Here is a 13277-nt window from a genome sequence, read left to right as displayed (position 1 = left end):
AGTGAAGCGTTGGTATGTCGTTCACGCCTATTCAGGCTTCGAGAAGTCCGTGGCCCAAGCGCTGCGCGACCGTATTGTGCGTGACGAGATGCAGGAGCGCTTCGGCGACGTGCTGGTCCCCACCGAGGAAGTGATCGAGATGCGCTCCGGCCAGAAGCGCCGTTCCGAGCGCAAGTTCTTCCCGGGCTACGTGCTGGTGCAGATCGAGACCCACGAAGAGGGCGGCATTCCGCGCATCGACAACGAAAGCTGGCACCTGGTCAAGGAAACGCCGAAGGTGATGGGCTTCATCGGCGGCACCGCCGACCGTCCGTTGCCGATCCGCGACGAAGAGGCCGATGCGATCCTACAGCGCGTTCAGGATGGCGTGGAGAAGCCGCGTCCGAAGGTGCTGTTCGAGCCGGGCCAGATGGTCCGGGTCACCGACGGTCCGTTCAACGACTTCAACGGCGTGGTCGAGGAAGTCAACTACGAGAAGAGCCGCCTGCGTGTTGCGGTGCTGATCTTCGGCCGTTCCACCCCGGTGGAACTGGAATTCGGCCAGGTCGAGAAGGCCTGAGCCCGCCCCGGCGCGGCTGCGCCGGGGCGCCAAAATCTCTGCTATACTGCGCGGCTCCCTGTCCAGGCAAGCCGCCGGGCAGAACGGAAGCCGCCGCGAGGCGGCTTTCTGCGCACTTCAAAAACGTGATGGCGGGACACGTGATTTTCCCGTCGCGATGGGGAGCCTGCGGTTTAGGCGCTAGCACCCGGAGACACTAAAATGGCAAAGAAAGTCGTCGGTTACATCAAGCTGCAGGTGAAGGCCGGTCAGGCCAACCCCTCGCCGCCGGTCGGTCCTGCGCTGGGTCAGCGCGGCCTGAACATCATGGAATTCTGCAAGGCGTTCAATGCCGCCACGCAGAAGCTGGAGCCGGGCCTGCCGACTCCGGTCATCATCACGGCCTACTCGGACCGTACCTTCACCTTCGTCACCAAGAGCACCCCGGCCAGCGTGCTGCTGAAGAAGGCCGCGGGCGTCAGCTCCGGCTCCAAGCGCCCGAACACCGAGAAGGTGGGCAAGGTGACCCGCAAGCAGCTCGAAGAGATCGCCAAGGCGAAGGAAGCCGACCTGACGGCGGCCGAGCTGGAAGCGGCGGTACGCACGATTGCGGGTTCTGCCCGCAGCATGGGCCTGACGGTGGAGGGTTAAGCAATGGCACAGACCAAGCGACAGAAAGCGATCCGTGCTGCGGTGCAGCCGGGCAAGGCGTATTCGATCGACGAAGCGCTGAAGATCGTCAAGACCACCAGCAAGGCCAAGTTCGTCGAAGCCGTCGACGTGGCCGTGCGCCTGGGCGTGGACGCGAAGAAATCCGACCAGCAGGTGCGCGGTTCCACCGTGCTGCCGGCCGGTACCGGCAAGAGCGTGCGCGTGGCGGTGTTCGCCCCCGCCGGCGCCAAGGCCGATGAGGCGCTGGCCGCCGGTGCCGAAGCCGTCGGCATGGACGACCTGGCCGAGAAGATGCAGGGCGGCGACCTGAACTACGACGTGGTCATCGCCACCCCGGACGCGATGCGCGTCGTCGGCAAGCTGGGCACCCTGCTGGGCCCGCGCGGCCTGATGCCGAACCCCAAGGTCGGCACCGTGTCCGCCAACCCGGCCGAAGCGGTCAAGAACGCCAAGTCGGGTCAGGTGCGCTACCGCACCGACAAGGCCGGCATCATCCACTGCACCATCGGCAAGGCCAGCTTCGAAGACGACGCGCTGAAGAGCAACCTGCAGGCGCTGCTGCTGGACCTGGTCAAGGCCAAGCCGGCGACCTCGAAGGGCACCTACCTGCAGAAGATCTCGGTGAGCTCGACCATGGGTCCGGGCGTCACCGTCGATCAGGCGTCGCTGTCCCTGAAGTAATCGCAACACGGTGCCGCCCGCGAGGTGCGGCGCCGGTTTCACCCTTTTGAAGGCGTCGCCAGGGGCAACCCGACGCGAAGCCGTCAAAGACCGCAGGCGCGGTCTGCGCACACCGACGACGGGCACGGAAGCTCGCAATGGCAAGGAGTCGCCGTCGGTACAGCGGGATCGCTTAATCCAGTCCCCTCGGGGACGCGCCGGCGTAGATGGTGCCGCCTTTCTGGAGTTTTTCTGGTGCAGGCCAACCCGGGGTTCCGGGCGCGCTCACTCCAGGTCTGGAACGGCCACCAACTGGGATGCCATGCGGCATCCCCGGCATCCAGGAAGGAGGCCGCCCAGGACCGCAAGCGGCAGGAGCCGCGAGCGGAGTAAGTTTGAAGCAGGGATTCGGGATTCGGGATTGGGGATTGGCAAGAGCGGCGGTATCGCTCCTGACGCATCCCAGGTCGCGCATTTCAACTCCCGGCTTTAACGGAGGAGTGCAATGGCTCTCAATCTGTCCCAGAAGCAAGAAGTCGTCGCCGAACTGGCCGACGTCGCCGCGAAGGCCCACTCCTTGGTTGCTGCCGAGTACGCCGGCATCACGGTCTCGCAAATGACCGCGATGCGCAAGAAGGCGCGCGAAACCGGTGTGTACTTGCGTGTTGTCAAGAACACCCTGGCCGCGCGTGCCGTTGCCGGTACCGAATACGAGTGCGTCCAGGACGCGCTGGTCGGTCCGCTGCTGTATGCGTTCTCGACGGAAGAACCCGGCGCTGCCGGTCGTCTGATCAAGGAATTCGCCAAGGGTAACGACAAGCTGCAGGCCAAGGTCGTGTCGCTGGGTGGTCAGCTGTATCCGGCCGCTCATCTCGAGGTGTTGGCGTCGCTGCCGACCCGCGAGCAGGCGCTGGCCATGCTGGCACGCGTCCTGGCCGAGCCGGCGAGCATGTTCGCCCGTGCGGTCAAGGCTGTGGGCGACAAGCAGGGTGGCGGCGACGCCGCTCCCGCCGACGCCGAAGCGGAAGCCCCGGCCGAAACGGCTTAAGTTCGCGACACCTGAAACGGTTCACTAGAACCTCATCCAGAAAAAATTCCAAAGGTAATCACAATGTCCCTGTCTAACGAGCAGATCGTCGACGCAATCGCCGAAAAGACCCTCATGGAAGTGATGGAGCTGGTCAAGGCCATCGAAGACAAGTTCGGCGTCTCCGCCGCCGCCCCGGTCGCCGCTGCCGGTCCGGCCGTGGCCGCCGCGCCGGTCGAAGAGCAGACCGAGTTCAACGTCATCCTGATCGACGCCGGCGCCAAGAAGGTCGACGTCATCAAGGCCGTCCGCGCCATCACCGGCCTGGGCCTGAAGGAAGCCAAGGACCTCACCGAGGCCGGCGGCGTGCTGAAGGAAGCCGTGTCGAAGGAAGACGCCGACAAGTTCAAGAAGGACCTGGAAGCCGCTGGCGCGAAGGTCGAAGTCAAGTAAGCAGTCCCTTGCATCGCCAGCCGTTCAAGGCGATGCACTGAAGGCTGGGGGCGAAAGCCCCCGGCCTTTGGCCGTTGTTGCAATGCCGGGATTGGATATTCGGCATCGGAGATTCGCAGGGTCGTCGACCCATCCCGAATCCCCTCATCCCCAATCTCGTTCTCATCGAGTTGGTAGTTGGAAGTAGCGGGAGAAGGCGTGCTGGTGCCGGCAATACCAGCGACTTCCAACTGACAATTTATGTTCACTCAGGGCCGCGGACGCGTGGCCCGCATCAGCCAAGGTGATACCTCATGACGTCTTATTCGTTCACCGAAAAGAAGCGTATCCGCAAGGACTTCGGCAAGCAGCGCTCGATCCTCGAAGTGCCGTTCCTGCTCGCCATCCAGGTGGATTCCTACCGCGAGTTCCTGCAGGAGAACACCGACCCGAACAAGCGTTCGGACCACGGCCTGCACGCGGCCCTGAAATCGGTGTTCCCGATCTCCAGCTACAGCGGCAACGCGGCGCTGGAGTACGTCGGCTACAAGCTCGGCGAACCGGTGTTCGACGAGCGTGAATGCCGCCAGCGCGGCATGAGCTACGGCGCGCCGCTGCGCGTGACCGTGCGCCTGGTGATCTACGATCGCGAGTCCTCGACCAAGGCGATCAAGTACGTCAAGGAGCAGGAGGTCTACCTCGGCGAGATCCCGCTGATGACCGACAACGGCACCTTCATCGTCAACGGCACCGAGCGCGTCATCGTCTCGCAGCTGCACCGCTCGCCGGGCGTGTTCTTCGACCACGACCGCGGCAAGACCCACAGCTCGGGCAAGCTGCTGTACAGCGCCCGCATCATTCCGTACCGCGGCTCCTGGCTGGACTTCGAGTTCGACCCGAAGGACGCGCTGTTCACCCGTATCGACCGCCGCCGCAAGCTGCCGGTGTCGATCCTGCTGCGCGCGCTCGGCTACTCGAACGAGGAGATGCTGTCCGAGTTCTTCGAGATCAACACCTTCCACATCGACCCGAAGGAAGGCGTGCAGCTGGAGCTGGTGCCCGAGCGCCTGCGCGGCGAGACCCTGAACTTCGACCTGGCCGATGGCGACAAGGTCATCGTCGAAGCCGGCAAGCGCATCACCGCGCGCCACGTCAAGCAGCTCGAGGCCTCCGGCATCGCCGCGCTGGCCGTGCCCGACGAGTACCTGGTCGGCCGCATCCTGTCGCACGACGTGGTCGATGCCTCGACCGGCGAACTGCTGGCCAGCGCCAACGACGAGATCAGCGAAGATCAGCTGACCGCGTTCCGCAAGGCCGGCGTCGACGCCGTGGGCACGCTGTGGGTCAACGACCTGGATCGCGGTCCGTACCTGTCCAACACCCTGCGCATCGATCCGACCAAGACCCAGCTCGAGGCGCTGGTCGAGATCTACCGCATGATGCGCCCGGGCGAGCCGCCGACCAAGGACGCCGCGCAGAACCTGTTCCACAACCTGTTCTTCACCTTCGAGCGCTACGACCTGTCCACGGTCGGCCGCATGAAGTTCAACCGCCGTGTCGGCCGCAAGGAAGTCACCGGCGAGTCGGTGCTGTACGACAAGAAGTACTTCGGCGAGCGCAACGACGAGGAGTCCAAGCGCCTGGTCGCCGAGCACGCCGACAGCTCCGACATCCTGGACGTGATCAAGGTCCTGACCGAGATCCGCAACGGCCGCGGCGTGGTCGACGACATCGACCACCTGGGCAACCGTCGCGTGCGTTCGGTCGGCGAAATGGCCGAGAACGTGTTCCGCGTGGGCCTGGTCCGCGTCGAGCGCGCGGTCAAGGAGCGTCTGTCGATGGCCGAGTCCGAAGGCCTGACCCCGCAGGAGCTGATCAACGCCAAGCCGGTGGCCGCCGCGATCAAGGAGTTCTTCGGCTCCTCGCAGCTGTCGCAGTTCATGGACCAGAACAACCCGCTGTCGGAAGTGACGCACAAGCGTCGCGTCTCCGCGCTGGGTCCGGGCGGTCTGACCCGCGAGCGCGCCGGCTTCGAAGTGCGCGACGTGCATCCGACCCACTACGGCCGCGTCTGCACCATCGAAACCCCGGAAGGCCCGAACATCGGCCTGATCAACTCGCTGGCGGTGTATGCCCGCACCAACCAGTACGGCTTCCTGGAGACGCCGTACCGTAAGGTCGTGGACGGCCAGATCACCGACGAGGTCGAATACCTGTCGGCGATCGAAGAGAACGAGTACGTCATCGCGCAGGCCAACGCGCTGCACGACGCCAAGAGCCGCCTGACCGAGCAGTTCGTGCCGTGCCGTTACCAGGGCGAGTCGCTGCTGAAGCCGCCGGCGGAAGTGCACTTCATGGACGTGTCGCCGATGCAGACCGTGTCGATCGCGGCCGCGCTGGTGCCGTTCCTGGAGCACGATGACGCCAACCGCGCGCTGATGGGCGCGAACATGCAGCGCCAGGCCGTGCCGACGCTGCGTGCGCAGAAGCCGCTGGTCGGCACCGGCATCGAGCGTGCGGTGGCGCGCGACTCGGGCGTGACCGTGAACGCCCGCCGTGGCGGCGTGATCGAGCAGATCGACGCCGGCCGCATCGTGGTCAAGGTCAACGAGGCCGAGATCGGCGGCGGCACCGACGCCGGCGTCGACATCTACAACCTGATCAAGTACACCCGCTCCAACCAGAACACCTGCATCAACCAGCGTCCGCTGGTGAACGTGGGCGACGTGATCGCGCGCGGCGACGTGCTGGCCGACGGTCCCTCGACCGACATCGGCGAGCTGGCCCTGGGCCAGAACATGCTGATCGCGTTCATGCCGTGGAACGGCTACAACTTCGAAGACTCCATCCTGCTCTCCGAGCGCGTGGTGGAAGAGGATCGCTACACCACGATCCACATCGAAGAGCTGACCTGCGTGGCGCGCGACACCAAGCTGGGGCCGGAGGAAATCTCCGCCGACATCCCCAACGTGTCCGAGCAGGCGCTGAACCGTCTGGACGAGAGCGGCGTGGTGTACATCGGTGCGGAAGTGCGCGCCGGCGACATCATGGTCGGCAAGGTCACGCCGAAGGGCGAGAGCCAGCTGACCCCGGAAGAGAAGCTGCTGCGCGCGATCTTCGGCGAGAAGGCCTCGGACGTGAAGGACAGCTCGCTGCGCGTGCCGCCGGGCATGGACGGCACCGTCATCGACGTGCAGGTGTTCACCCGCGACGGCATCGAGAAGGACAAGCGCGCCCGCCAGATCGAGGAAAACGAGATCAAGCGGGTCAAGAAGGACTTCGACGACCAGTTCCGTATCCTGGAAAGCGCGATCTATGCGCGTCTGCGTGGCCAGCTGATCGGCAAGGTCGCCAACGGCGGTCCGAACCTGAAGAAGGGCGACACCATCAGCGACGCCTACCTGGACGGCCTGAAGAAGTCCGACTGGTTCGCGCTGCGCATGAAGGACGAGGACGCCTCCGAGGCGATCGAACGCGCGCAGAAGCAGATCCAGGCGCACGAGAAGGAGTTCGAGCGTCGCTTCGCCGACAAGCGCGGCAAGATCACCGCTGGCGACGACCTCGCCCCGGGCGTGCTGAAGATGGTCAAGGTGTTCCTGGCGGTCAAGCGCCGCATCCAGCCCGGCGACAAGATGGCAGGTCGCCACGGCAACAAGGGTGTCGTGTCGATGATCCAGCCGATCGAGGACATGCCGTACATGGCCAACGGCGAGACCGTGGACATCGTGCTGAACCCGCTGGGCGTGCCGTCGCGTATGAACATCGGTCAGGTGCTGGAAGTGCACCTGGGCTGGGCCGCCAAGGGCCTGGGTCGCAAGATCCAGAACATGCTCGAGGCTCAGACCAAGGTCGCCGACCTGCGCAAGTTCCTGGCGCAGATCTACAACCACGACCAGAAGCTGGGCGAGGACCGCGTGGACCTGGACCAGTTCAGCGATGCGGAGCTGCTGTCGTTGTCGAAGAACCTGACCGACGGCGTGCCGATGGCCACCCCGGTGTTCGACGGTGCGACCGAGGCCGAGATCAAGCACATGCTCGAACTCGCCGATCTGCCGATCAGCGGCCAGACCCAGCTGTACGACGGCCGCACCGGCGAGGCGTTCGATCGCCACACCACGGTCGGCTACATGCACATGCTGAAGCTGAACCACCTGGTCGACGACAAGATGCACGCGCGTTCCACCGGCCCGTACTCGCTGGTCACCCAGCAGCCGCTGGGCGGCAAGGCGCAGTTCGGCGGCCAGCGCTTCGGCGAAATGGAAGTCTGGGCGCTGGAAGCCTACGGCGCGGCCTACACCCTGCAGGAAATGCTGACGGTGAAGTCCGACGACGTGCAGGGTCGTAACCAGATGTACAAGAACATCGTCGACGGTGAGCACGAGATGGTCGCCGGCATGCCGGAGTCCTTCAACGTGCTGGTGAAGGAAATCCGCTCGCTGGCGATCAACATGGAACTGGAAGACTGAGGGCAGGGAATGAGGAGTCGGGACTAGGAAACCGCCCGGGCGTGTGCCGACAGGCCGCCCGCGTTTCCTGTCCCGACTCTCCGCTTCCAACGATTCCCTATTCGCTATTCCCGATTCCCGGAGAAATCAAATGAAAGACCTGCTCAACCTCTTCAACCAGCAGCGCCAGACGCTGGACTTCGACGCGATCAAGATCGCGCTGGCCTCGCCGGACCTGATCCGTTCGTGGTCCTTCGGCGAAGTGAAGAAGCCGGAAACCATCAACTACCGGACCTTCAAGCCCGAGCGCGACGGCCTGTTCTGCGCCGCCATCTTCGGCCCGATCAAGGACTACGAGTGCCTGTGCGGCAAGTACAAGCGCATGAAGCACCGTGGCGTGGTCTGCGAGAAGTGCGGCACCGAAGTGACCCTGGCCAAGGTGCGTCGTGAGCGCATGGGCCACATCGACCTGGCTTCGCCGGTCGCGCACATCTGGTTCCTGAAGTCGCTGCCGTCGCGCATCGGCCTGATGCTGGACATGACCCTGCGTGACATCGAGCGCGTGCTGTACTTCGAAGCCTACGTGGTGACCGAGCCGGGCCTGACCGCCCTGGAGCGCCGCCAGCTGCTGACCGAAGAGCAGTACCTGACCGCGCGCCAGGAGCACGGCGACGACTTCGACGCCGCCATGGGCGCCGAGGCGGTGTACGAGCTGCTGCGCACCATCGACCTGCAGTCGGAAATGACCCGCCTGCGCGAAGAGATCGCCAGCACCGGTTCGGAAACCAAGCTCAAGCGCCTGACCAAGCGCATCAAGCTGATCGAGGCCTTCATCGAGTCCGGCAACCGTCCGGAGTGGATGGTGATGACCGTGCTGCCGGTGCTGCCGCCGGATCTGCGTCCGCTGGTGCCGCTGGACGGCGGCCGCTTCGCGACCTCCGATCTGAACGACCTGTACCGCCGCGTCATCAACCGCAACAACCGCCTGCGCCGCCTGCTCGAGCTGAACGCGCCGGACATCATCGTCCGCAACGAAAAGCGCATGCTGCAGGAATCGGTCGATGCGCTGCTGGACAATGGCCGTCGCGGCCGTGCCATCACCGGCACCAACAAGCGTCCGCTGAAGTCGCTGGCCGACATGATCAAGGGCAAGCAGGGCCGGTTCCGTCAGAACCTGCTCGGCAAGCGCGTGGACTACTCCGGCCGTTCGGTGATCGTGGTCGGCCCGACCCTGCGTCTGCACGAGTGCGGCCTGCCGAAGAAGATGGCGCTGGAGCTGTTCAAGCCGTTCGTGTTCGCCAAGCTGCAGCGTCGCGGCCTGGCCACCACCATCAAGGCCGCCAAGAAGCTGGTCGAGCGCGAAGAAGCCGAAGTCTGGGACATCCTGGAAGAGGTGATCCGCGAGCACCCGGTGCTGCTGAACCGTGCGCCGACCCTGCACCGTCTGGGCATCCAGGCGTTCGAGCCGGTGCTGATCGAAGGCAAGGCGATTCAGCTGCACCCGCTGGTCTGCACCGCGTTCAACGCCGACTTCGACGGTGACCAGATGGCCGTGCACGTGCCGCTGTCGCTGGAAGCGCAGCTGGAAGCGCGCGCGCTGATGATGTCCACCAACAACATCCTGTCGCCGGCCAACGGCGAGCCGATCATCGTGCCGTCGCAGGACGTGGTGCTGGGCCTGTACTACATGAGCCGCGCCCTGGAGAACAAGAAGGGCGAGGGCATGGTGTTCGCCAACATCGCCGAAGTGAAGCGCGCCTACGACAACCGTGCGGTCGAACTGCACGCCAAGGTCAAGGTCCGCATCACCGAGACGGTGATCGACGAAGAAGGCAACCGCAGCAAGAAGACCTCGATCGTGGACACCACGATCGGGCGCGCGCTGCTGGCCGAGATCCTGCCGGAAGGCCTGCCGTTCGCGCTGGCCAACACCGAGCTGACCAAGAAGAACATCAGCCGCCTGATCAACTCCAGCTACCGCCAGCTGGGTCTGAAGGACAGCGTCGTGTTCGCCGACAAGCTGATGTACACCGGCTTCGCCTACGCGACCCGCGCCGGCGTATCGATCGGCATCGACGACATGCTGATCCCGTCGGAGAAGAAGGGCATCCTCGGCGAAGCCGAGCAGGAAGTGCTGGAAATCCAGGAGCAGTACCAGTCCGGTCTGGTCACCGCCGGCGAGCGCTACAACAAGGTCGTGGACATCTGGTCGCGCACCAACGAGCGCATCGCCAAGGCGATGATGGACACCATCGGCACCGAGAAGGTGGTCAACGCCAAGGGCGAGACCATCGACCAGAAGTCGATGAACTCGCTGTACATCATGGCCGACTCCGGCGCGCGTGGTTCGCAGGCGCAGATCCGTCAGCTGGCCGGCATGCGCGGCCTGATGGCCCGCCCGGACGGCTCGATCATCGAGACGCCGATCAAGGCGAACTTCCGCGAAGGCCTGAACGTGCAGGAGTACTTCAACTCCACCCACGGTGCCCGTAAGGGTCTGGCCGATACCGCGCTGAAGACCGCCAACTCCGGTTACCTGACCCGTCGCCTGGTCGACGTGGCGCAGGACGTGGTGATCACCGAGCCGGATTGCGGCACCACCGACGGCCTGACCATGACCCCGATCGTGGAAGGCGGCGACGTGGTCGAGCCGTTGCGCGACCGCGTGCTCGGCCGCGTGGTGGCCGAGGACGTGTTCCTGCCGGGCAACGACGAGGATCCGATCGTCACCCGCAACACCCTGCTCGACGAGCAGTGGGTGGCCAAGCTGGAAGAGGCCGGCGTGCAGTCGGTCAAGGTCCGCTCGACCATCACCTGCGAATCGGCGTTCGGCGTGTGCGCACGCTGCTACGGCCGCGACCTGGCCCGTGGCCACCTGGTCAACATCGGCGAAGCGGTGGGCGTCATCGCCGCGCAGTCGATCGGCGAGCCGGGTACCCAGCTGACCATGCGTACCTTCCACATCGGCGGCGCGGCTTCGCGTGCGGCGGCGGTGGACAACATCACGGTCAAGACCACCGGTTCGATCAAGTTCAACAACCTCAAGTCGGTCGAGCACGCCAACGGTTCGCTGGTGGCGGTGTCGCGTTCGGGCGAACTGTCGGTGCTCGACGGCCACGGCCGCGAGCGCGAGCGCTACAAGTTGCCGTACGGCGCCACCATCACCGCCAAGGACGGCGACGCCGTCAAGGCCGGCCAGTCGGTGGCGAACTGGGATCCGCATAACCACCCGATCGTGTCGGAAGTGGCCGGTTTCATCCGCTTCATCGACTTCATCGATGGCGTCACCGTCATCGAGAAGACCGACGAACTGACCGGCCTGGCCTCGCGCGAAATCACCGATCCGAAGCGTCGCGGCACCCAGGCCAAGGACCTGCGCCCGATCGTGCGCATCGTCGACGCCAAGGGCAACGACCTGACCATCCCGGGCACCGATCTGCCGGCGCAGTACCTGCTGCCGCCGCGCTCGATCGTCAACCTGCAGGATGGCGCCGCGGTCGGCGTCGGCGACGTGGTCGCGAAGATCCCGCAGGAAGCGTCCAAGACGCGCGACATCACCGGTGGTCTGCCGCGCGTGGCGGATCTGTTCGAAGCGCGCAAGCCGAAGGATCCGGCGATCCTGGCCGAGCGCTCGGGCATCATCAGCTTCGGCAAGGACACCAAGGGCAAGCAGCGCCTGATCATCAAGGACACCGATGGGTCGGAGCACGAAGAGCTGATCCCGAAGTACCGCCAGATCATCGTGTTCGAAGGCGAGCACGTGGCCAAGGGCGAAACCGTGGTGGACGGCGAGCCGAGCCCGCAGGACATCCTGCGTCTGCTGGGCGTCGAGCCGCTGGCCGCGTACCTGGTCAAGGAAATCCAGGACGTGTACCGCCTGCAGGGCGTGAAGATCAACGACAAGCACATCGAGGTCATCACCCGGCAGATGCTGCGCAAGGTCGAGATCACCGACCAGGGCAACAGCAAGTTCCTCAATGGCGAGCAGGCCGAGCGCCAGCGCGTCATCGAGGAGAACGCCCGCCTGGCGGCCCGCAACGAACTGCCGGCCAAGTACGACCCGGTGCTGCTTGGCATCACCAAGGCCTCGCTGGCGACCGAGTCGTTCATCTCGGCCGCGTCGTTCCAGGAGACCACCCGCGTGCTCACCGAGGCGGCGGTCCGCGGCACCAGCGACACGCTGCGCGGTCTGAAGGAAAACGTGATCGTGGGCCGTCTGATCCCGGCCGGTACCGGCCTGGCGTACCACAGCCTGCGCCGCCGCAATGCCAGCGGCCTGACCGAGTCGGAAATGCAGACCCTGTCCGGCGGCAGCGCCGAGCCGGCGGTCGAAGCTCCCGCGCCGACGGCTGCCGGCAGCGAAGAGTAAGCAGCAAGCCGGACCGGTCCCGTCCGCGGGACCGTCGTTCTAAGTGAAAGGGGGCGCAGCGGACGCGCCCCGTATTCCGGCCCCGGATGGGCCAGCAAGTAAAAATTCCGTTGTGTTGACGGCGCTTTGACTTGCCCGCTATACTTTCCTGTCTCGGCAGGCCGTCCTTCGGCCTGCCTTCGTTTTCACGCATCCAGGCCCGACGGCCTCAATCAGAAGAATCTACCTGATGGCGACGATCAACCAGCTGGTCCGCAAGCCGCGGCAGGCGACCACCTACAAGAGCGCCTCTCCGGCGCTTGACAAGTGCCCGCAGCGCCGTGGCGTCTGCACGCGCGTGTACACCACCACCCCGAAGAAGCCGAACTCGGCCCTGCGTAAGGTCGCCAAGGTGCGCCTGACCAACCAGGAAGAGGTCATCAGCTACATCGGCGGCGAAGGCCACAACCTGCAGGAGCACTCCGTGGTCCTGATCCGCGGCGGTCGCGTCAAGGATCTGCCGGGCGTGCGCTACCACACCGTGCGCGGTTCGCTCGATGCCGCCGGCGTCGCCAAGCGTCGCCAGGGTCGTTCCAAGTACGGCGCCAAGCGTCCGAAGAAGAGCTAAGGGAAGCACACATGTCACGTAAAGGTAATACGCCGCAGCGCGCCGTTCTCCCGGATCCCAAGCACGGGAGCGAAACCATCGCCCGCTTCATCAACATGGTGATGCTGAGCGGCAAGAAGTCGGTCGCCGAAAAGATCGTGTACGGCGCGATGGACGTCATCGGCGAGAAGAACCCCAATGCGGTCGAGCTGGTGCAGAAGGCGCTGGACAACGTCGCTCCGGCGGTCGAAGTCAAGTCGCGCCGCGTCGGCGGTGCCACCTACCAGGTGCCGGTCGAGGTGCGTTCCTCCCGTCGCATGGCGCTGGCGATGCGCTGGCTGATCGACTCGGCGCGCAAGCGCGGCGAGAACTCGATGCCGCGCAAGCTGGCGGCCGAGCTGGTCGACGCCTCGGAAAACCGTGGTGGCGCCATCAAGAAGCGTGAAGAGACTCACCGCATGGCGGAAGCGAACAAGGCGTTCGCGCACTACCGCTGGTGACCTTCCGGGCCTTGGAAACGGGGCCCGTCAGCACTATCTAGAAGTGCT

9 protein-coding genes are annotated in these 13277 nt (G+C 65.1%); all 9 read left to right on the top strand.

Going from position 1 to position 13277, the window contains the following annotated elements; translation table 11 throughout:
• Position 1: 1 nt before the first annotated feature.
• A complete protein-coding gene (nusG, locus tag GGR66_RS11180) occupies positions 2–559 on the top strand; it encodes a transcription termination/antitermination protein NusG (protein ID WP_145699991.1) in 558 nt (185 codons plus the stop codon).
• A 201-nt stretch (positions 560–760) separates the two neighbouring features.
• Positions 761–1189 (top strand): 50S ribosomal protein L11, encoded by a 429-nt coding sequence (rplK, locus tag GGR66_RS11175; protein ID WP_010341342.1) that lies wholly within the window; start codon positions 761–763, stop codon positions 1187–1189.
• 3 nt (positions 1190–1192) lie between these two features.
• Positions 1193–1891: a 50S ribosomal protein L1 gene (gene rplA, locus GGR66_RS11170; protein ID WP_160966997.1), complete on the top strand. Its 699-nt coding sequence runs from the start codon at positions 1193–1195 to the stop codon at positions 1889–1891.
• Positions 1892–2375: 484 nt separating this feature from the next.
• Complete coding sequence (gene rplJ, locus GGR66_RS11165; protein WP_010341340.1) at positions 2376–2918, top strand: 50S ribosomal protein L10; 543 nt, start codon at positions 2376–2378, stop codon at positions 2916–2918.
• Positions 2919–2981: 63 nt separating this feature from the next.
• Positions 2982–3350 (top strand): 50S ribosomal protein L7/L12, encoded by a 369-nt coding sequence (gene rplL / locus GGR66_RS11160; RefSeq protein WP_010341338.1) that lies wholly within the window; start codon positions 2982–2984, stop codon positions 3348–3350.
• Positions 3351–3643: 293 nt separating this feature from the next.
• Positions 3644–7795 (top strand): DNA-directed RNA polymerase subunit beta, encoded by a 4152-nt coding sequence (rpoB, locus tag GGR66_RS11155; RefSeq protein WP_160966999.1) that lies wholly within the window; start codon positions 3644–3646, stop codon positions 7793–7795.
• A gap of 130 nt (positions 7796–7925) precedes the next feature.
• On the top strand, positions 7926–12143 hold the full coding sequence (gene rpoC / locus GGR66_RS11150) for a DNA-directed RNA polymerase subunit beta' (RefSeq protein WP_160967001.1): 4218 nt from the start codon (positions 7926–7928) through the stop codon (positions 12141–12143).
• A gap of 229 nt (positions 12144–12372) precedes the next feature.
• Positions 12373–12750, top strand: a complete 378-nt coding sequence (gene rpsL, locus GGR66_RS11145) for a 30S ribosomal protein S12 (RefSeq protein ID WP_160967003.1) — start codon at positions 12373–12375, stop codon at positions 12748–12750.
• An 11-nt stretch (positions 12751–12761) separates the two neighbouring features.
• The gene (gene rpsG / locus GGR66_RS11140; protein WP_048490049.1) at positions 12762–13229 is read left to right on the top strand and encodes a 30S ribosomal protein S7; all 468 of its coding nucleotides are present in this window, start codon (positions 12762–12764) and stop codon (positions 13227–13229) included.
• The last annotated feature ends 48 nt before the right edge of the window (positions 13230–13277 follow it).

This window comes from Xanthomonas sp. 3498, assembly GCF_014199795.1.
GTDB lineage: Bacteria > Pseudomonadota > Gammaproteobacteria > Xanthomonadales > Xanthomonadaceae > Xanthomonas_A > Xanthomonas_A rydalmerensis.
This window is presented reverse-complemented; position numbering and strand designations above follow the sequence as displayed.

Coding starts and splice junctions, on each gene's coding strand:
- rplK (WP_010341342.1), top strand. CDS start 761: ATGGCAAAGAAAGTCGTCGGTTACATCAAGCTGCAGGTGAAGGCCGGT.
- rplA (WP_160966997.1), top strand. CDS start 1,193: ATGGCACAGACCAAGCGACAGAAAGCGATCCGTGCTGCGGTGCAGCCG.
- rplJ (WP_010341340.1), top strand. CDS start 2,376: ATGGCTCTCAATCTGTCCCAGAAGCAAGAAGTCGTCGCCGAACTGGCC.
- rplL (WP_010341338.1), top strand. CDS start 2,982: ATGTCCCTGTCTAACGAGCAGATCGTCGACGCAATCGCCGAAAAGACC.
- rpoB (WP_160966999.1), top strand. CDS start 3,644: ATGACGTCTTATTCGTTCACCGAAAAGAAGCGTATCCGCAAGGACTTC.
- rpoC (WP_160967001.1), top strand. CDS start 7,926: ATGAAAGACCTGCTCAACCTCTTCAACCAGCAGCGCCAGACGCTGGAC.
- rpsL (WP_160967003.1), top strand. CDS start 12,373: ATGGCGACGATCAACCAGCTGGTCCGCAAGCCGCGGCAGGCGACCACC.
- rpsG (WP_048490049.1), top strand. CDS start 12,762: ATGTCACGTAAAGGTAATACGCCGCAGCGCGCCGTTCTCCCGGATCCC.